Genomic DNA, 18,395 nt, shown 5'->3' with positions numbered 1-18,395 from the left:
GTCCAACCTACGTGTATCAGCGAGTGCCGATGATGTCCGAATCGACTCGCTGCACATCGAAACTGCCACGCCCGGTAATATGTACGCAAAGACAACCTCTCCGACAAGGTGAATTGTCTCGTTAATCCGATAGGTTCGATTTTGTTCGGACACCCCGCCGCCCGCTGACAACACGACGGAGTGCCTTTTGCTCGCTATCTTGCTTGCCCATGCCGTTGCCGCCCTCTTGGCTCCGCTTGTGGTGCGCAGGTTAGGGCGAAACGGCTTCTTCCCCCTCGCGATAGTCCCCCTCGCCGGCCTCGGCTGGGTCATCGACAAATGGGGCACCGTCGAGACGCTGCACATCACCTGGGTTCCAGGGCTGTCGATGGACATCGACTTCAGGTTCGACGCGCTTTCGGCCATCATGGCCGTGCTCGTCCTGGGTGTCGGCACGCTCATCCTGGTCTACTGCGCCCGCTATTTCACCGACGACGAACCTCGACTCGGTATCTTCGCCGCCGAGATGGTCGCCTTCGCGGGTGCCATGTTCGGGCTAGTGACCAGCGACAACATGCTGCTTCTCTACGTGTTCTGGGAACTGACAACGGTCCTGTCGTTCCTGCTCGTGGGTCACTACGCCGAACGCGCCACCAGCCGCCGCGCCGCGACCCAGGCACTGCTGGTCACCACCGCGGGTGGTCTGGCGATGTTGGTCGGCATGATCATCCTCGGCCAGGTCGGCGGCAGCTACAACCTGTCCGAACTGGTCGCGAACCCGCCGACGGGGTGGCTCCCGTCCGTCGCGATCGTCCTGATCCTGATCGGTGCGCTCTCCAAATCGGCAATCGTGCCCCTGCACTTCTGGCTTCCCGGTGCAATGGCCGCGCCAACCCCTGTCAGCGGTTATCTTCACGCTGCTGCAATGGTCAAGGCCGGTATCTACCTCGTCGCGCGCCTGGCTCCCGGGTACGCCGATTCGCCGCCGTGGCGCATCACCATCATCAGTTTGGGTCTGCTGTCGATGATCCTCGCCGGTTGGCGAGCCATGCGCGCGTACGACCTCAAACTCGTCCTCGCCTTCGGAACCGTCAGCCAACTCGGCTTCATGATGGTCCTGGTCGGCATCGGCACGCGTGACGCCGCCCTGGCCGGCATGACGATGGTCGTGGCGCACGCGATGTTCAAGGCCGCACTCTTCATGGTCGTTGGCATCATCGATCACACGACCGGTACCCGTGACCTGCGCAAACTTGCTCACCTGGGTAAAGCGGCACCCGCTCTCGCGATCATCGCGAGCCTCGCTGCCGCCAGCATGGCCGGTCTGCCACCGCTACTCGGATTCGTCGGCAAGGAAGCCGCACTCGAATCGGTGCTCGAAACGAACGCGCTCGGCCACTGGTCGTCCATCGCCGTCGTCACGGTGATCGTGTTGGGCTCGATCCTCACCGTCGGCTACAGCGTCCGCTTCATCTGGGGCGCCTTCGGACGTAAGACCCTGAGCAAGCCCAGCCCAGCCGTGAGCAAGATGCACAAGCCGGGTTGGCTGTTCCTGTTCGCGCCCGGCCTGCTCGCTGTTCTCGGTCTGGCCGCCGGCATTCTCTCGCCCCAGCTCGAGAAGCTGCTGACCCCGTACTCCACCACACTGGCCCCCGGACCTCACGCCGACTACCACCTCGCGCTGTGGCACGGATTCAACACTCCGCTGCTGCTCACCTGCATCGTCATCGCCGGCGGCATCGCGCTCTACATCGCGCAGCGTCAGATCAGCCGACTGCACTTCGAGCACCCGCCGCTCGGCAACGCCGACCGTATCTACGACGCGACCCTGCGCGGCATGGACACCATCTCGATGCGCCTGACCGGTGCCACTCAGCGTGGTTCGCTCCCCCGCACACAGTCGACGATTCTCGCGACGCTGGTCGTTGTGCCGCTGTTCCTGCTGATCATCGACACCGATGGCGGCGGAGTCGACCTTCGGATGTGGGATTCACCCATCCAGTTCACTATCGCGCTGATGATGATCTCGGCCGCCATCGCCGCGACGCTGATGCGCAACCGACTCGCCAGCGTCATCCTCGTCGGACTCACCGGCTACGGCTGCGGCGTGTTGTTCGCGCTGCACGGCGCACCCGACCTCGCGCTGACCCAGTTCCTCGTCGAGACACTGACACTGGTGATCTTCGTGCTCGTGCTCCGGAAGTTCCCCGCCGAAGTCGACGAGAGCAAGGCGATCGGCTTCAAGTGGCCGCGTGCCGCACTCGCTGTCGCCGTCGGTATCACCGTCACCACCATCGCGGCCTTCGCGACCAATGCCCGAAACACTCGTCCGATCTACGAACTGCTTCCCGACGCGGCCTACGACCTGGGCAACGGCAAGAACGTCGTCAATGTCCTACTCGTCGACATCCGCGCATGGGACACCCTCGGTGAGATCTCGGTGCTGCTGGTCGCGGCAACCGGCGTCGCCAGCCTCGTCTTCCGCAACCGCCGGTTCGGTATCGCGCCGCGCGTCGCGGACGCCCCCTCCGTCATCGTCGACAAGGCAGCTGCCAACTCGGACACGACGTGGTTGCGCGGCGGAGACCTCATCGATCCTCGACACCGTTCGCTGGTTCTCGAGGTCACCACGAGGTTGATCTTCCCGACCATCATGGTGTTGTCGATCTACTTCTTCTTCTCCGGTCACAATGCCCCCGGTGGCGGTTTCGCCGGAGGCCTGACGGCGGGCCTGGCGCTGGTACTTCGGTACCTCGCCGGCGGACGCTACGAACTCGGTGAAGCCGTACCCATCGACGCGGGCAAGATTCTCGGCCTCGGTTTGGCGCTGGCCGCGGGCACCGCCCTGGTGTCGCTGTTCCTCGGCGCCCCGGCGCTCTCGTCCGCCGTCTTCGAGTTCACACTCCCGCTCATCGGCCACGTCAAACTGGTCACCGCACTGTTCTTCGACCTGGGCGTCTACCTCATCGTGGTCGGCCTGGTCCTGGACGTACTCCGAAGTCTCGGCGCCCGCCTCGACGCAGAAATCGAGGTGAAAGCACCATGAGCGCAAACATCGGAATGCTGATCCTGATCGGCGTCCTCACGTCGGCCGGTGTCTACCTGCTGATCGAACGAAGCATCACTCGGATGCTGCTCGGTCTACTTCTATTCGGCAACGCCATCAACCTCTTGATCCTGACCGTCGGTGGATCGGACGGGAATCCGCCCATTGTCGGCCGAGATTCGGTCCACGAGGAAATAGCGGATCCGCTCGCCCAGGGCATGATCCTGACGGCGATCGTGATCACGATGGGTATCGCCGGCTTCGTTCTGGCACTGGCGTACCGGTCTTACAAGATCAACACCGCCGACGCCGTCGAGGACGATCCCGAGGACACCAAGGTTCTCAAGCGTCGCCTGCCTGCCGACGCTCCCGACCACGACCGCTCCGACGACCCGGTCACCGGTGCCCCGAGCATCGGCGGCGACGCATTCGACAAGGACGGCAACCCTATTCCCCTCGAACAACTGGTCAACCTCGAGGACATCGAATGCTACGACGACCTCCACGACGGCGACTTCGAGGACGAACCGGTACCCGACTGGGCCACCGACCTTGCTCGTAAGAAGGAATCCGAGAAGCGGCGCAAAGACGCTCGCCAGACCAAGATCGAGGGAGGTGGGGGCGCATGACCATCTCGGACAACCTGATGGGAGCCCTTGCGCCCCTGCCCGTCTTGATCCCGATGCTGGCCGCTGCTGCGACGCTGGTCGTCGGCCGACGTCCTCGTTTCCAGCGCGTGATCACACTGATCGCGCTCGTCGGCGTCGTCGCGGTGTCGGGCTTGCTGCTCTACCTCGCCGACCGCGACGGTACAACGGCCGTTCAGGTCGGCGGCTGGGACTCCCCCATCGGCATCACACTCGTGGTCGACCGTCTCTCGGCGATGATGCTCGTGGTCTCGTCGGTGGTGTTGCTCGCCGTCATGATCTACGCGATCGGTCAGGGTATTCGCGACGGCAGCGAGGCCCAGCCGGTCTCGATCTTCCTGCCGACCTATCTCGCATTGACTGCCGGTATCTCCAACGCGTTCCTCGCCGGTGACCTCTTCAACCTCTACGTCGGGTTCGAGGTTCTGCTCGCCGCGAGTTTCGTGCTCCTGACGCTCGGTGCCAGCGCCGACCGCGTCCGGGCAGGCGTCTCGTACGTGATGGTCTCGATGGTGTCCTCGCTGATCTTCCTGGCGGGCATCGCCTTCGCCTACGCGGCGACCGGCACCCTCAACATGGCCGACATGGCCCTGCGCTTCGACAACATTCCGCCGGGCACACGAACCGCCATCTTCGCTGTCCTGCTCGTGGCGTTCGGCATCAAGGCTGCGGTCTTCCCGCTGTCCGCGTGGCTACCGGACTCGTATCCGACCGCGCCCGCACCGATCACCGCCGTCTTCGCCGGGTTGCTCACCAAGGTCGGTGTGTACGCGATCATCCGCGCACACTCACTGCTGTTCCCGCAAGGAGAACTCGACAACGTACTGATGGTGTGCGGCCTGCTCACGATGGTGGTCGGCATCATGGGTGCCATCGCGCAGAGCGACATCAAACGTCTGCTCTCGTTCACACTGGTCAGCCATATCGGTTACATGATCTTCGGTATCGCACTGTCCACGACGTCCGGGCTGTCCGGCGCGATCTACTACGTCGCCCACCACATCATCGTGCAGACGACGCTCTTCCTCGTCGTGGGTCTGATCGAACGACAAGCCGGGTCGTCGTCGCTGCGCCGTCTCGGCGGTCTGGCGGCGGCCAGCCCGATCCTCGCGATCGTCTTCCTGATCCCGGCGCTGAATCTCGGTGGTATCCCGCCGTTCTCGGGCTTCATCGGCAAGGTCGCGCTCCTTCAGGCCGGTGCGGCCGACGCCAGCGCGTTGGCTTGGATCCTCGTTGCCGGCGGCACGATCACCAGCTTGCTGACGCTCTACGCCGTCGCCCGCGTGTGGACCAAGGCTTTCTGGCGAGCCCGGGCCGACGCGCCCGAAGGTGACCTCGCCGACGTCAGCCCGTCAGCGTTGATCGACGAGTCCGAAGAGGACATCGCGTTCGTCGACCGCGAGGATGTCGGCAAGATTCCGCTCTTCATGCTGATTCCGACGGTCGGACTTGTCATCGTCGGTCTGGCACTGACGGTGTTCGCGGGCCGGATCATCGACATCAGCGACAGAGCGGCGAAGGATCTGCAGGACCGGTCCATCTACATCGACGCGGTTCTCGGCAACCACCGGCCCGTGCCGGTCGACGAAGCTCCCGTCGCTGCAGACGACCCCGCAGCCGTTCCGAATACCGAGGCCCCGAACACCGACGTCCCGAATACCGAGGAGGCTCCGCGATGAAACGCGAACAGGTACTCCGCGTCGGGATCCTGCTGTGGCTGATGGTCGTATGGATCCTGTTGTGGGGCAACATCAGTTTCGGCAACATCTTCGGCGGACTCGCCGTCGGCCTGATCATCATGGTCCTGCTTCCCCTCCCCCGCGTACCGGTCGAGGGTCGGGTACATCTGCTGTCGATTCTGCGTCTGTTGTGGATGATCGTGTACTACGCGATCCAGTCGAGTATCCAGGTCGCGTGGCTGGCGATCCGTCCGTCGCCGCCGCCGGTCACCGGAGTTCTGCGGTACCAACTCGGGATCAAGTCCGACCTGGTTCTCACGCTGTGCATCGACGTTCTCAACCTGATCCCCGGCACGATGGTTCTCGAGATCGACCAGAACCGACGCATCGTCTACGTCCACGTGCTCGACGTCGGCTCGCAGAAAGCCGTCAGCGCGTTCTACCGCTCGGTGGAGGACCTCGAGCGGTTGTTCATCGCGTCGTTCGAACGTGATTCGGACTGGCAACCCAGCCCATGGCACCAGCGCGACTACGAATTCGATGCACCCCGGCAGGAGGACCAACCATGAACGGGTTCATCACCACGATCTTGATCATTTCCGGAGTGATTCTGCTGATCGCCGCCGTACTGACCACGTTCCGATTGCTCGACGGTCCGAGCTCACTCGACCGCCTCGTCGCCCTGGACACGATCATCGCGGTCTCGATGTGTGGACTCGCGGTCTGGGCCGCGTACAGCAAAGACACGACCATCGTTCCCGCGATCGTCGCGCTGGCGCTGGTCGGCTTCATCGGTTCGGTGTCCGTCGCGCGCTTCCGGGTGAGTGACCAGTGATCGGCAACATCCTCGACACGATCGGGGCCATCTCCATCTTCCTCGGCGCGCTGCTCGCGCTGACCGCCGCGGTGGGAATCGTTCGCTTCCCCGACACTCTGCGTCGTATGCACGCGGCCACGAAACCTCAGGTGGTCGGACTGATCCTGGTCCTGATGGGCGCCGTGTTCCTGCTTCGTGGGAGCGTCGACATCTGGATGTTGGTCCTGGTGGGCATCTTCACGCTGCTGACGGCGCCCGTGATCGCGCACAGCGTCGGCCGAGTCGCCTACCGCGAACAGCGCGAAGAGGACGACCTCATGAAGATCAACGAGCTGGAAGACCCGGACTCTCTCCTGTAACGGCATCCCACTCGCCGTCGCGCTCGCCCCACACCGCAAGAGCAGTGCCGGGGCGGGCGAAGAAGGTGGCGAAGTACGCCACCGACATGAGAACCAGGACAGCCATCAGCAGCGGCCCGAAGATCGCCGGGTACTCGGCCATCTGCACCGCAGCGAACCGGTACGAGAGCAACAATCCCGCCAGGAGTGCCGAGCCACCGATCAACAGACGCACTCGGAACCACCCCCAGCCTCGCTCCGGATCCCGTAGCGCCGCATCGAGGGTCAAGCACAGGACGGCACCGGCAATGAGGTCGACGCCGTAGTGGAATCCGAAACCGAGCGTCGCGGTCAGGGTCGCAACGAGCCAGAACGATCCCAGGCTGCGAATCCACCACGGCCCGCTGCGCGAGTGGATAAACAATGCGACCGCCCACGCGGTGTGCAGGCTCGGCATGCAGTTTCGCGGTGCGGCGTCGTCGAACGGCAGCGACGACGGTGATGCGAAGTCGAAGTTGGGCACGATGTTCGGCCAGTAGTCACCGATCTGGAATCCGAACCCACGCGGACCGAAGGCGAACACCGGGCCGACCACCGGGAACAGGACGTAGAAGATCGGGCCGATCAGCCCGATGAGCAGGAACGTGCGCAGCAGGTGATGCGACGGCCATCCCTTACGTACTTGATAGAGAGCAACCACGATCACCGCGACCGGCAGTTCGACGTAGATCCAGTCGAGGGCTGCTGCACCGACGGGGCCCATGGCGTCGACGATCTGGCCCATCACCCACGACGGATTCCCGAGAGCCTGGTCGGCGAGGAACACGTACTCGTCCCACACGTCGGTGCCGACGAGAATGGTGATCTCCAGCCACGTCTCGGCAACCTTGGCCGCGATGATGAGCAACGCGCCCAGCGCGACGCCGTGCAGAACGCTGAGTCGACGCTCACCGGACAACTTCCACACCGCGTACACCGCGATGGCCGTCAGCACCCAGGTGCCGCCGGTGCCCATAGTCAGCGGTCCACCCGAGAACCAGCGGATCGCGCCGACGACCACGTCGATCACGACGGCCGCGGATACCGCGTAGATGCGTTCTTTGTTGTTCAGTCCGACGAGCGCGAGAGCGAGGCCCACCCAAGGCATGGTCGCGGAGCGGGGAACGAGGAAGTAGTCACCAAACAGGCTTTCCACCGGACCGAGATAGCCCTTGTACGACGCGAACGCCTGCACGCCCAGGACCAGCACGGTCAATGCTGCTGTGCCGATCAGAAGGAGTCGGTGAGAACTCGACCACGAACGGTCCGACTGTCCGGGTGCGCCCCCTCGTTGGGACCAACTGTCTATCAACACCGGACAATAGTAAACGGCGTGTGAACTGAATATGGACACCCACTGGACAAACGGTTGGTATGCCCGGATTTCCAGTCCGCGAAACAGCCATTCGCACTGTGAACCTGCTAGGTGCCCAACTCTGCGACCAAGGCGTCGACGACCGCAACCAGATCGCCGCCCGTCGCTTCCGCGACACGACGTTGCCGCTGGTAGGACGCGCCGCGACGGGGAATGTCCGCCACCGACGCCAACTCGTCCGCGCAGCCGAGCGAGACCGCAATCGGCGCCAAGTCGTCGAGCAGGCGATCCAGATCGTCAGTGACGAGGCACTCGTTTGCGTCGGAGTCGAGGATGATCTCGGCGTCCAGTCCGTATCTCGCTGCGCGCCACTTGTTTTCCTTGACGTGCCACGGCTGCATGTTCGGCAGAGTCTCACCGGCGCTCAGTCTGCGGTCCAGATCGACGATGAGGCAGTGGACCAGAGCAACGAGGGCACCCAGTTCGGCGCGTGTCGAGACGCCGTCGAACACCCGGACCTCGATGGTTCCCCACTTCGGCGCGGGACGGATGTCCCAGTGCATGCCACCGATCTTGGTGATCACACCGGTCTTCATCTGGTCGTCGATGAACGACTCGTATTCGGCCCAGTTCTCGAACTGGTACGGAAGACCTGCGGTGGGGAGCTGCTGGAACATCAACGCTCGATTGGACGCATAGCCGGTGTCGACACCGGCCCACATCGGCGAGGATGCCGACAGCGCCAGCAAATGCGGATAGCGCTGCAGCAGTGCGTTGATGATGGGGAAAACGCGGTCCGCGGACGAGACACCCACGTGGACGTGCACGCCCCAGATCAGCATCTGCCGACCCCACCACTGCGTGCGTTCGATGAGCTCGTCGTAGTCGGGCGTCCGGGTGACCAACTGAGTCGACCATTGCGCGAACGGGTGCGTGCCCGCGCTGATGAGGTCGACGCCCAGCGGATTCGCAGCGCGACGCAGCAGATCCAGTGACCTGTCGAGATCACTCATCGCCTCGCCGACCGTCGAATGAATACCCGTGACGAGTTCGACGGTATTTCGCAGTAGTTCCTTGGTGATGTGCGGGGTTTCGGAGCCGGCAAGCTCTTCGACCGCCGAAAACACCTCGGCTGCTGTGTTGGAGAGATCTCTGGTCTTGCGATCGACCAGCGCGATCTCCCACTCCACGCCCAGCGTCGGGCGCGGCGAACCTGGAAATGGAACTACCACGCAGAGAATCCAATCACAGTGTCGGTAAAAACACCGTGCTGGCTACTGCGTGGTAGTCGCCGGAAGTGATGCAAAACTCAGGTGAGTTTGTCAGCTCTTGGTGATGACACCGCAAGCAACGCGTCCGCCGGCGTCACCGGTGTCGAGGGTCTGCTGATCCGGTGCCGGCGCGTAACGCGTCGGGATGTTGCCGAAGTTGTCCGCTCCGGCGTGGATCATGACGGATGTTCCACCGTTTGCGACCAGTTCGTCGACGGTGAATGCATCGGTCGTGGTGACCAGTGTGGCGGTGCCGTCTTCGAGGACCTGAACCGAAGTGAGGTCGCCGCTCGCCGGGTGGCCCGTGTGACCCTCGGCCTGGAAGTGTCCGCCTGCCGAGAGGAAGTTACCCGGCTCTCCGCCGCTGGGGGCAACGGAATTGGTCTCGCACTTGGCGACCTGGTGGACGTGGAATCCGTGGAAGCCGGGGGTGAGGCCCTTGGCGTCGAGGGTGACCTTGACGTCGCTACCTTCCTGCGCGAACGTGACCGTTCCGACCTTGGCGCCGTCGGTGCCGTTCAGCGTTGCGGTGACCGTTTCGGCAGAAGCGCCGGCGTGAGCCGTCTCGGAACCGTGGCCGCCCGCGCTTTCGTGCGCGCTGGGATCGGCTGCACCGGTCCACACCGGAGGAGTCGTGCCGGGGACGCTGCTGGGCTCTTCGCTGTTACTGCAAGCGGTCAAGCCGAAAGCGGCAATCGCGACTACAGGGGCAACGACGCGCCAGGACATACGCCGGGTGCTGCTGGGGGCCATCGAACCGCTCCTTTGAGGTGGCGAGAAAGTGCTTCTGATCATAACGGCGCGTGTAGTAGCTGGAACCGACGGGTCAGTTCCACCTTCACGACCGGTCAGTTGGAGGTCACGATCACGATCACGCCAGGTGACGCGTTCGCGATGCCGGCGAATCGAGGCTCTGCGGAGACTCCGAGTTCAGCCGCGATCTTCTGCGCCGCTGCCTTCTCCGCCGCGGACGATCCGTAATACACCGTCGTCGTACTGACGGTGCCCTCGCTGTAGTTACCCGTCTCCTCGACGTTCCAACCTGCTGCCGTCAATTCCTCGGCGGTGCCTGCTGCCAGACCGGAGACGGTGCTGTTGTTGAGAACTCGAACGCTGACATTCGACGTGTCGGCGCCGCTCGCGGAGCTGGAAGTCGTGGTCGTCGCAGTTCCCGAGGGACGCGACGTGGTGGTGGTATCGCCCGAAGCGGGTTGCGTCGTCGCTGCAGGCTTGGTGGTGGCAGGCGCGGGGGCGCTCGTCGTGGCAGACGCCGAGGATTCGGTCTGCTGTGCTGCGGTGTTCTCGTCGCCCGATCCACCGTCGCTCGATCCACCCAGTGAGGCTGCTCCGAGACCGATGAACACGATCGCCAACGCGATCAACACCATGGCGATTGCGCGAAGCGGAGGTCCGGACGGCTGCTCTTTCGGGGTACTCACGATGTCGACCTTATCGCCAGTGCGTGGACAGCCCGATCATATGTACGCGTGATTCAGGTGACCTCGAAGCCGAGGCGACGCGCGGCCCTGGCCTTCTGACGGCTGGCACGCAGACGACGCAGGCGCTTGACCAGCATGGGATCAGCCGCCAAGGATTCGGGGCGATCGACCAAGGCGTTGAGAACCTGGTAGTAGCGGGTTGCCGACATGTCGAACAACTCCTTGATGGCTTCTTCCTTCGCACCGGCGTACTTCCACCACTGACGCTCGAAAGAGAGGATGTCGTGCTCCCGGCGGGTGAGGCCGTCTTCGCCGACCTCGTGCATGCCTGCTGTATCTACTACCGAATCGTCGGCGCCAGTGCCTTCGGACTGGTTCCGACTACGCGCGGTTGCGCCGTCCATGTCACTCCTCGACTGCTGTGCTCGGCGTCAGCGAGACTCGTATGCCCGGTGTTCTTTTTCCGACCGAATTCTCGCGGCCGTGAGTTTCCCGGTCCCCTGGCCCGAAGGTAACTCACAATTTCCCCCGCGGCCCACGTTCCGACCGAGCAACGAATTACATCGCTGTTCTTCAGCAACCATTGAACCATGATCGAGTGTGCGGGCCGTGATAACTACGCGGGCGCGCCGCACTATCCTTGTCCGCATGGCTATCCTCCCCATCCGAATCGTCGGCGACCCGGTACTGCACAAGGCGACAGAGCCGGTCACTCAGTCCCCGGCCGAGATCGCCGAACTGATCGCAGACATGTACGAGACGATGGACGCTGCCAACGGCGTCGGTCTGGCGGCCAATCAGGTCGGTGTTCCACTGCGAGTCTTCGTCTACGACTGCCCCGGTGACGACCGCAGCAGCGAGCGTCGACGCGGCGTCGTCGTGAACCCGGTACTCGAGACGTCCGAAATCCCCCAGACGATGCCCGACCCGGACGAAGACTTCGAGGGTTGCCTGTCCGTTCCCGGCGAGCAGTTCCCGACGGGTCGCGCCGATTGGGCGAAGGTCACCGGCACCGACGCCGACGGCAACCCGATCGAGGTCGAGGGCACCGGATTCTTCGCACGGATGCTCCAGCACGAGACCGGGCATCTCGACGGTTTCCTCTACACGGACGTACTGATCGGCCGCAACGCGCGCGCTGCCAAGAAGATCATCAAGCGTTCCGGTTGGGGCAAGCCCGGTCTGACCTGGACGCCGGGGACCGTCGACGATCCGTTCGGTCACGACGACGACGATTACGAAGACTGAGAATTCTGCTCTGAACGGCAACATTTCGATCGGTAGCCGGGTGGTTTTGCGATACAAGCTCCCACCCGGCTATTCGCATCCCATGACCGACGTCATCGGCATCCTCGAGGGCGCCGATCCCATCGCCGTTCGCGCCGGCGACGGTCGGCTGGTCCAGGTCTCCGCCGATCAGGTGATCGCGCTCAAGAGTCTCTCGGCCCGCCCGATTCGCATCGGCGAGATTCGAAACCTCGAAACGGCTGCTGCGGCGGCGTGGCCGGGGGTCGAGCAGGCGTGGATCGACGGTTGGTTGCTGCGCGCCGGTCACGGTGTCACCGGCCGCGCCAATTCGGCTTTGCCGCTCGGTGGTGCGGGGGCGGTTGCCGGCTTCGACGCGAGCACCATCGAGCGGATACGCCAGTGGTTCGGTGACCGCGGACTGCCGACCCTGCTGCTCCTCCCCGATCGACTCGGCACCGCTCCGGACGGGTGGAGCAGCGAGAAGGAAACCATCGTGATGGCCGCCGATCTGGGCAATGTCACGCTGCCGCTCGGTCCTCCGGTCACCTCGTTCGCCGACCGCCCCGACCACAACTGGCTGTCGATGTACGACGCCCACGGCGATCCGGCGTACGTCGAGGCGGTCCTCACGGCTGTCGTGGGCACTGCAACTTTCGGCGCGATCGGAAACACCGACACGACGCTTGCCATCGGGCGCGCTGCGCTCACCGAGGCACCCGACCACAAACGCTGGGTAGGACTGACCGGCATTCACGTCGCCCCTGAACACCGTCGTCACGGAATCGGGTCGCTGATCTGCGGAGATCTACTCTCCTGGGGTCGTGAGAACGGTGCGACGCACGCGTACCTCCAGGTTTCGGCGGACAACTTCGCGGCGATCGCGCTCTACGAGCAGCTCGGATTCGTCGAACACCACCGCTACCGATACGCCACCGATCCTGTCGGCGGCTGACGCTAGGCTTGCCCTCGTGCGCATCGCTACCTGGAACGTCAACTCCGTCCGTGCCCGTACCGACAGGATCATCGACTGGCTCGGTCGATCCGACGTCGACGTCCTGGCAATGCAGGAAACCAAGTGCAAGGACGAGCAGTTTCCGTACGAACGCTTCAAGGAGATCGGCTACGAGGTCGCCCACGTCGGGTTGAGCCAGTGGAACGGTGTCGCCATCGCTTCCCGCGTCGGCTTGGACGACGTGCAGATCGGATTCGAGGATCAGCCCGGATTCGACAAGGATCCCGAGGCAGACCCGGTCCGCGAGGCACGTGCGATCGGTGCCACCTGCGGCGGTGTGCGGGTGTGGAGCCTGTACGTCCCCAACGGCCGTGAGCTGGAAGACCCGCATTACGCCTACAAGCTGGATTGGCTGGCCAAGCTGCGCGACGACGCGGAGGGCTGGCTCAAGCAGGATCCCGACGCGCAGATCGCCCTGGTCGGCGACTGGAACGTCGCTCCCACGGACGACGACGTGTGGGATCCCGCTTTCTTCGAGGGCAAGACCCACACGTCGCAGCCGGAACGAGCTGCGTTCACCGCCTTCACCGAGTCCGGGTTCGCGGACGTAGTTCGCCCGTACACACCCGGTCCCGGCGTGTACACGTACTGGGATTACACGCAGCTTCGCTTCCCGAAGAAGCAGGGTATGCGAATCGACTTCATCCTCGGCTCACCGGCATTCGCAGCACGCGTCGAGGCGGCCGAGATCGATCGAAACGAGCGAAAAGGCAAGGGCGCCAGCGATCACGCTCCGGTGATCGTGAATCTCGGGTGATCGTGAATCTCGGAGCCTGATCGTCTGTTTGCACCCTCGGGCTTCTAGTCCTCGACGAGCAGTTCCAGATACTCGGGATGCTCGCCGAGGTACCGCTGAACATAGGTACACACGGGCCGTACCGACCAATCACGTTCACGGGCGCAGTCCATTGCGAACTGCACGAGTACGGCTGCCAGTCCCTGCCCGCCGTACTCCTCTTTGACGACGGTATGCATGTACGCAACCACGTCGCCCGCTTCGGCTCCGCTCCCCGAAATCTCGTCTTCGTCGCGGTATCCGAGGATGCCGACCAACTCGTCGTCGGAGAGCAGTTCGAATCGTTCGTGCGACGGATTGTCCACGAGCGTGACTTCCGGTGAGGTTCCGGTTTTCGAATTTTCGATGTCGTTCATTGCGGCGACCTCCACGGCACGATGTGCACCTGCGCGATCGGCGACAGCTGCGTTCGCACGCTCTCCATAACTGTGATCCATGCCACTCATAGAATCAGCTACCGACGACGCTGTCCCGGGTTCGACCAATTTTTGCACCGGGAACGACCGGATCGCAATCGCAGTTCGCGCCGTCGTTCCCGCGAGAGGTGGGACCGAGCTGCCGTTTCCCCAGGTCCGATCGGTAGGCTCGTCGTCGTGAAGCTGCTGCCCCTGACCCCCGCCGGACAGACCCCGATTCGGGCATTGACCATCGCCGGAACCGACTCCGGTGGCGGAGCCGGCATTCAAGCCGATTCCCGCACGATGGCGATGTGCGGAGTGCACGCCTGCGTGGCCGTCGCCGCAGTGACGGTCCAGAATTCGGTGGGAGTCAGCGGATTCCACGAGATTCCGCCGGAGATCGTCGCCGACCAGGTGCGCGTCGTGGTCTCGGACATCGGCGTCGGTGCGGCGAAGACGGGAATGCTCGCGTCGACGACGATCATCGAAGCGGTGGCCGCGGTTGCCGCCGAGGTTGGGATCGGCCGCGACCGTCCGATTCCGCTCGTGGTCGACCCGGTGTGCGCGTCGATGCACGGCGATCCGCTGTTGCACGAAGAAGCTCTCGACGCGGTCCGCAACACCTTGATTCCGGCAGCCACGGTGGTCACTCCGAACCTCGACGAGGTTCGGTTGATCACCGGTATCGAGGTCGTCGACGACAAGAGCGCCCGCCAAGCGGCAGAAGCGCTGCATGCGCTCGGCGCTCAATGGTCCATCGTCAAGGGTGGCCACCTTCGTACTTCGGAGTTGTCCACCGACCTGTTGTTCGACGGCGACCGTTTCCTCGAATTCAGCAGTGCCCGGATCGACACCGGCAACGATCACGGCGGCGGAGACACGCTGGCTGCTGCGATCACTTGCGCTCTCGCACACGGCTATTCCGTTCCGGACGCGGTGGCGTTCGGCAAGGAGTGGGTGACCAAGTGTCTCGAGGCGTCGTACGACCTCGGCGCGGGACACGGTCCGGTGTCCCCGCTCTGGCGGCTCCAGGTCTAGCGCTCGAGGTCCAGGGCGCTAGTTCCGGCGCACGCGCCAGATTCCCAGGTCGACGGGAACTCCGTTGGGCGTGGTCGCGAAAAACCCTCGCCGCCATGGCCGGATCGTGAGATCGAGATCCTCCAGGGTGCCGGCTTCGAGTTCCTCGAGAGTTGTCGCCGACATCATGACGTTGCCGTCGCCGCCCAGGCCCATCATCCGGGCGGCGATGGTCACGTCGACGCCGAGCCAGTCGTCACCGATCTGACGCGGGGTACCCGTGTGTAGGCCGACGCGCATGCGTGGGGTGTATCCGTCGAGATCGACTTCCGCGAGCGCGTCCTGCGCGGTGAACACCGCCTTCAAAGCCGCATCCGGGCGAATGAACACTGCCATCAGACCGTCGCCCATCCGTTTGACGACGTGTCCGCCGTTGTCGGTGATCGGAGTTTCCACGGCCTGCGCCACCGCACGCAGAAGGGTCAGCGTCGCGCCGTCACCGGCTGCGAGCGACCAGGTGGAGAAGCCCACCAGATCGGTGAAGACGATGGTCAGTTCTTGATCGCCACGTCCGCGGCCCATCTTTTCCAGCGCTGCCTGCCACACCTGCAGTGCTCCGAGGCTCACTTCGCGAGTGGCTGCCGGCTTCTGATCGAGCAATCTGTCAGCGACGCGCGCCACGGCGCGGGCACCGCCGGGGCCGGCGAGCGAGAGCGGGTCCCCGAACCCTGGATCACCGGGTAGTGCCCGCCTGAGGCGTCGTAGCGCGTCGATGAGCTGCTGCCGACGGTTAAGTTCTGCCGCAGAGTTCAAGACGACGTCGACGACGCCTCGAACCGAGGAGGAAGAAGCACCTGCCGTGTCGGTGTTCTCCGGGGACAGATCAGCCATAACTCAAGCGTAACTCAGAGTTACAGACAGTGTGCTGCCGCCGTTCTCGCACAGTGGCCTCCTGGTCGCTCGCACAGTCGATCATTCGGTCAGTCGATCATTCGGTCAGTCGATCATTCGGTTCTGGCCTGTGTCCGGGCATCGCCGACGGGAACTCCGTTCGGCCCGCTCAAATCCTGGGCATACGTCGCAACTCCGAAGGCTACTGCAGAAGCGTTGGCAGCGAGCGCTTCGCGATCGATGTTCGCGAGGTTGTCCTGGGCACTGTGGTAGTTCGGGTCGAAGGTCTCCTCCGCTTCTCCGCCCCACTTCTCGGCCTGTGCCGGCGTCTTGCGCTCGTCCGCGCCGCTGAACACGCCACCCGCCGGGATCCCGATCTCGATGAACGGGCCGTAGTCGGAGCGCCCGTCGAAGTCCGTTCCGTCCGCCGCAATCCCTCGCCCGGCGAGAAAATCGACGAAGGTGCGCTCGATGCCCGCCGACCCCTCGGGCCCGGGCCCCTCCTCGACGGCATCCGAGTTGTCGCCGTCGTAAGCCAGGTATCCGGCGTTGGGCGAACCGAGCATGTCGAAATTCAGGTACAGGGCGATGTCGGCCCGTTCCTGATCGCTCAGACCCTCGACGTAGCGGGTGGAGCCGACCAATCCCACTTCTTCCGCTCCCCAGAAAGCGAAACGCACGGCATTTTCGATGCTCGGTGAGCTTCCCATCTGCAGCGCGGTTTCCAGTACGGCTGCGGTACCGCTTCCGTTGTCGTTGATTCCGGGACCTTCCGGCACACTGTCCAGGTGGGCGCCCACGACAACCACGTTGTCGGTCGCGCCGGTCTTGGTCTGCGCAATCACGTTGCGCGACTTCGTCGTTTCCGTCGACGTGTCGAGAATCAGCGTGAGGTCTCCGGGCGCTGCGGCAAGAGCCTCGCCCGACGCCTTACTCACCCCGCCGGTCGGAATGCGGGCGTCTTCGGGTTCACCCAAGGTAGCCCCGCCCAGCATTGCGTCCTCGTTGTTGGCAACCAGCAACGCCGCCGCGCCGCGATCAGCGGCGATCTTCTGCTTGTCGCCGAACGGGCACACTCCGCGGGTGACCAGCACGATTGCACCGTTCACGTCGCGGCCGTCGTAGTCGGTGGCCTCGCAACCGGGGGTCTCGTCGGCGGGAATCGCCACCAGACGCGCCGTGATTCCGGTCGGTCCCGTGGAAGTGGAATATGTCAGCGCCCGCACCGGAACATCGGAGCCGTCAGCGGCTTTCAGGGATTCGGTGCCGGGATCGAAGGAGCTGAAGTCGAATTCCGGGGTGCTGACCTCGAAACCCTTGTCTTCGAGCAGGTTTGCCACGTAGTCGACACTGGCGTCATAGCCGGGGGTACCGGCCGATCGATTGCCCTCGTTGTTGGCGGCGATCTTCTCGAGTTGCTCCAGATGCCCGGTCACGGCGTCGACGGTGACGGTCTCGGAGAATGCAACCGGGTCTGTCGGGACGGCCGCTTCACTTCCCGACGAGCATCCACTCACCACGAGTGCTCCAGCCATTGCGACCACAACCACACCGAAGAGTCTCATCTTCGGAGGATATCGGCCGAAGCACAGGAAAGGGACCCAGTACGAATGGTTTTTCGTACTGGGTCCCTACTCTGCTGTCACTCCTGGTTCTCGGTAGGTCTCCCGACAACACCTACCGAGGGAGCGACAAGATCAGGCGTCGCGACGATTCACGATGACAATACTTGCTCCGAAAATCACCAGAACGAAGGCCGCGAAGTAGATCAGGCTGCCCCAGGGTCCCCAGTGGAAGTCGACGCCACCGCTGCTCGCACTGAGGAAGTGGTTTGCATTCGCGAACGGCAGGAACGGGGTGATCTTCTCGCCGAAGCTGCCGAACAGTCCGAACAGGCTCTCGATGAGCAGCGGCCAGAGCAGGAGCAACGCAATAGCGCCGGCCGACTGGCGAATGATCGATCCGACGCCGACAGCGAGAATCACGCACAGGAAGGCGTAGATCGGGATGCCGTAGATCGCGCGCCAGTCACTGCCGCTCGACAGAGTCAATCCGGCACTCGCCTCGGTACCGGCGATGGCCTTGGCCATGGCGTACGCGCCGAAGGCGAGAACAAATGTCAGTACAGCACCGAAAGCACCGATGAGGCCGGCTTTGGCGATCAGAACCGAGGCACGGTTCGGAACGGCCTGGAAGGTGGTGCGGATGGTCCCGAAGCGGTACTCACTGGTGACCGCGAGGGCCGCCATGATCATGAGAACCATGATTCCGAAACCCGAGATGCCGGCCGTGGCAACGGCGGTGTCGAGGTCCGGTGCTCCCTGGACGTCGGAGGACGTCAGAGCCGACTTGGCAACCGCGCCCATGATGGCCGCGAAGCCGAGCGCGAGCACGACGATGATGACCGAGCACCACAGCGGCGACTTGGTCGTGGTGATCTTGATACGTTCAGCACTGAGAACA

Annotated in this window: 19 protein-coding genes; 10 read left to right on the top strand and 9 right to left on the bottom strand. The window is 63.9% G+C overall.

The features are described 5' to 3' along the window. Positions 1-187 precede the first annotated feature (187 nt). Genes QRN54_RS05550 through mnhG form a run of 6 tightly spaced genes read left to right on the top strand, consistent with a single transcriptional unit; the run spans position 188 to position 6,527 of the window. On the top strand, positions 188-3,025 hold the full coding sequence (locus tag QRN54_RS05550) for a Na+/H+ antiporter subunit A (RefSeq protein WP_007730104.1): 2,838 nt from the start codon (positions 188-190) through the stop codon (positions 3,023-3,025). After that, entirely contained in the window at positions 3,022-3,654 is a 633-nt protein-coding gene (locus QRN54_RS05545) for a Na(+)/H(+) antiporter subunit C (RefSeq protein WP_003945054.1), read from the top strand. The genes QRN54_RS05550 and QRN54_RS05545 overlap by 4 nt, the downstream gene beginning before the upstream one ends. After that, positions 3,651-5,351, top strand: a complete 1,701-nt coding sequence (locus QRN54_RS05540; protein ID WP_003945059.1) for a Na+/H+ antiporter subunit D — start codon at positions 3,651-3,653, stop codon at positions 5,349-5,351. Before QRN54_RS05545 ends, QRN54_RS05540 begins: the two co-directional genes overlap by 4 nt. Next, entirely contained in the window at positions 5,348-5,920 is a 573-nt protein-coding gene (locus tag QRN54_RS05535; protein ID WP_003945063.1) for a Na+/H+ antiporter subunit E, read from the top strand. The genes QRN54_RS05540 and QRN54_RS05535 overlap by 4 nt, the downstream gene beginning before the upstream one ends. After that, the gene (locus tag QRN54_RS05530; RefSeq protein WP_003945061.1) at positions 5,917-6,186 is read left to right on the top strand and encodes a monovalent cation/H+ antiporter complex subunit F; all 270 of its coding nucleotides are present in this window, start codon (positions 5,917-5,919) and stop codon (positions 6,184-6,186) included. Before QRN54_RS05535 ends, QRN54_RS05530 begins: the two co-directional genes overlap by 4 nt. Further along, complete coding sequence (gene mnhG, locus QRN54_RS05525; protein ID WP_003945045.1) at positions 6,183-6,527, top strand: monovalent cation/H(+) antiporter subunit G; 345 nt, start codon at positions 6,183-6,185, stop codon at positions 6,525-6,527. Before QRN54_RS05530 ends, mnhG begins: the two co-directional genes overlap by 4 nt. Here mnhG and QRN54_RS05520 read toward each other — a convergent pair. The 5 genes from QRN54_RS05520 to napA form a co-directional block, all read right to left on the bottom strand. Beyond that, entirely contained in the window at positions 6,493-7,860 is a 1,368-nt protein-coding gene (locus QRN54_RS05520) for a phosphatase PAP2 family protein (RefSeq protein ID WP_003945056.1), read from the bottom strand. The two genes, mnhG and QRN54_RS05520, sit on opposite strands and share 35 nt — an antisense overlap. Before the next feature lie 107 nt (positions 7,861-7,967). Next, on the bottom strand, positions 7,968-9,092 hold the full coding sequence (locus QRN54_RS05515) for a glutamate--cysteine ligase (protein WP_003945034.1): 1,125 nt from the start codon (positions 9,090-9,092) through the stop codon (positions 7,968-7,970). Between the two features lie 90 nt (positions 9,093-9,182). After that, entirely contained in the window at positions 9,183-9,884 is a 702-nt protein-coding gene (sodC, locus tag QRN54_RS05510; RefSeq protein WP_007730117.1) for a superoxide dismutase[Cu-Zn], read from the bottom strand. Between the two features lie 95 nt (positions 9,885-9,979). After that, positions 9,980-10,570 carry a LytR C-terminal domain-containing protein gene (locus QRN54_RS05505; protein ID WP_054827817.1) on the bottom strand — a complete coding sequence of 197 codons (591 nt, stop codon included), beginning with the start codon at positions 10,568-10,570 and terminating at the stop codon, positions 9,980-9,982. A gap of 53 nt (positions 10,571-10,623) precedes the next feature. Next, positions 10,624-10,974, bottom strand: a complete 351-nt coding sequence (gene napA / locus QRN54_RS05500; RefSeq protein WP_007730120.1) for a nucleoid-associated protein NapA — start codon at positions 10,972-10,974, stop codon at positions 10,624-10,626. A 244-nt stretch (positions 10,975-11,218) separates the two neighbouring features. On the opposite strand from napA, the gene QRN54_RS05495 reads away from it, so the two are divergent. Genes QRN54_RS05495 through QRN54_RS05485 form a run of 3 tightly spaced genes read left to right on the top strand, consistent with a single transcriptional unit; the run spans position 11,219 to position 13,587 of the window. Beyond that, positions 11,219-11,818: a peptide deformylase gene (locus QRN54_RS05495; RefSeq protein WP_003945053.1), complete on the top strand. Its 600-nt coding sequence runs from the start codon at positions 11,219-11,221 to the stop codon at positions 11,816-11,818. A gap of 10 nt (positions 11,819-11,828) precedes the next feature. Then, entirely contained in the window at positions 11,829-12,770 is a 942-nt protein-coding gene (locus tag QRN54_RS05490; protein WP_202426378.1) for an N-acetylglutamate synthase, CG3035 family, read from the top strand. 16 nt (positions 12,771-12,786) lie between these two features. Then, positions 12,787-13,587 (top strand): exodeoxyribonuclease III, encoded by an 801-nt coding sequence (locus tag QRN54_RS05485; protein ID WP_042926198.1) that lies wholly within the window; start codon positions 12,787-12,789, stop codon positions 13,585-13,587. A 44-nt stretch (positions 13,588-13,631) separates the two neighbouring features. Here the strand turns inward: QRN54_RS05485 and QRN54_RS05480 are convergent, their stop codons facing one another. Continuing rightward, positions 13,632-13,982 carry a GNAT family N-acetyltransferase gene (locus QRN54_RS05480; protein ID WP_042453439.1) on the bottom strand — a complete coding sequence of 117 codons (351 nt, stop codon included), beginning with the start codon at positions 13,980-13,982 and terminating at the stop codon, positions 13,632-13,634. Between the two features lie 237 nt (positions 13,983-14,219). Between QRN54_RS05480 and thiD the strand changes: the two genes are divergently transcribed. Next, positions 14,220-15,062, top strand: a complete 843-nt coding sequence (gene thiD, locus QRN54_RS05475; protein ID WP_003945044.1) for a bifunctional hydroxymethylpyrimidine kinase/phosphomethylpyrimidine kinase — start codon at positions 14,220-14,222, stop codon at positions 15,060-15,062. 18 nt (positions 15,063-15,080) lie between these two features. On the opposite strand, the gene QRN54_RS05470 is transcribed toward thiD, so the two are convergent. The 3 genes from QRN54_RS05470 to QRN54_RS05460 form a co-directional block, all read right to left on the bottom strand. After that, positions 15,081-15,932, bottom strand: a complete 852-nt coding sequence (locus QRN54_RS05470; protein ID WP_007730127.1) for an adenylate/guanylate cyclase domain-containing protein — start codon at positions 15,930-15,932, stop codon at positions 15,081-15,083. Between the two features lie 113 nt (positions 15,933-16,045). Then, complete coding sequence (locus QRN54_RS05465) at positions 16,046-17,497, bottom strand: M20/M25/M40 family metallo-hydrolase (protein ID WP_285181717.1); 1,452 nt, start codon at positions 17,495-17,497, stop codon at positions 16,046-16,048. 132 nt (positions 17,498-17,629) lie between these two features. Next, the coding region (locus QRN54_RS05460) for an ABC transporter permease (RefSeq protein WP_007730130.1) at positions 17,630-18,395 on the bottom strand (766 nt) is incomplete at its 5' end.

The sequence above is a fragment of the Rhodococcus sp. MEB032 genome (assembly GCF_030208925.1).
Lineage (GTDB): Bacteria > Actinomycetota > Actinomycetes > Mycobacteriales > Mycobacteriaceae > Rhodococcus_F > Rhodococcus_F qingshengii.
The sequence above is the reverse complement of the archived record's forward strand: the minus strand, read 5'-3'. Positions and strand labels throughout refer to the sequence as shown.

Excerpts from the sequence above, each read along its gene's own strand:
- QRN54_RS05535 (WP_003945063.1), top strand. The coding sequence starts at position 5,348 with ATGAAACGCGAACAGGTACTCCGCGTCGGGATCCTGCTGTGGCTGATG.
- QRN54_RS05480 (WP_042453439.1), bottom strand. The coding sequence starts at position 13,982 with ATGAACGACATCGAAAATTCGAAAACCGGAACCTCACCGGAAGTCACG.
- napA (WP_007730120.1), bottom strand. The coding sequence starts at position 10,974 with ATGGACGGCGCAACCGCGCGTAGTCGGAACCAGTCCGAAGGCACTGGC.
- sodC (WP_007730117.1), bottom strand. The coding sequence starts at position 9,884 with ATGGCCCCCAGCAGCACCCGGCGTATGTCCTGGCGCGTCGTTGCCCCT.
- QRN54_RS05470 (WP_007730127.1), bottom strand. The coding sequence starts at position 15,932 with ATGGCTGATCTGTCCCCGGAGAACACCGACACGGCAGGTGCTTCTTCC.
- QRN54_RS05530 (WP_003945061.1), top strand. The coding sequence starts at position 5,917 with ATGAACGGGTTCATCACCACGATCTTGATCATTTCCGGAGTGATTCTG.
- QRN54_RS05495 (WP_003945053.1), top strand. The coding sequence starts at position 11,219 with ATGGCTATCCTCCCCATCCGAATCGTCGGCGACCCGGTACTGCACAAG.
- QRN54_RS05545 (WP_003945054.1), top strand. The coding sequence starts at position 3,022 with ATGAGCGCAAACATCGGAATGCTGATCCTGATCGGCGTCCTCACGTCG.
- QRN54_RS05540 (WP_003945059.1), top strand. The coding sequence starts at position 3,651 with ATGACCATCTCGGACAACCTGATGGGAGCCCTTGCGCCCCTGCCCGTC.
- QRN54_RS05465 (WP_285181717.1), bottom strand. The coding sequence starts at position 17,497 with ATGAGACTCTTCGGTGTGGTTGTGGTCGCAATGGCTGGAGCACTCGTG.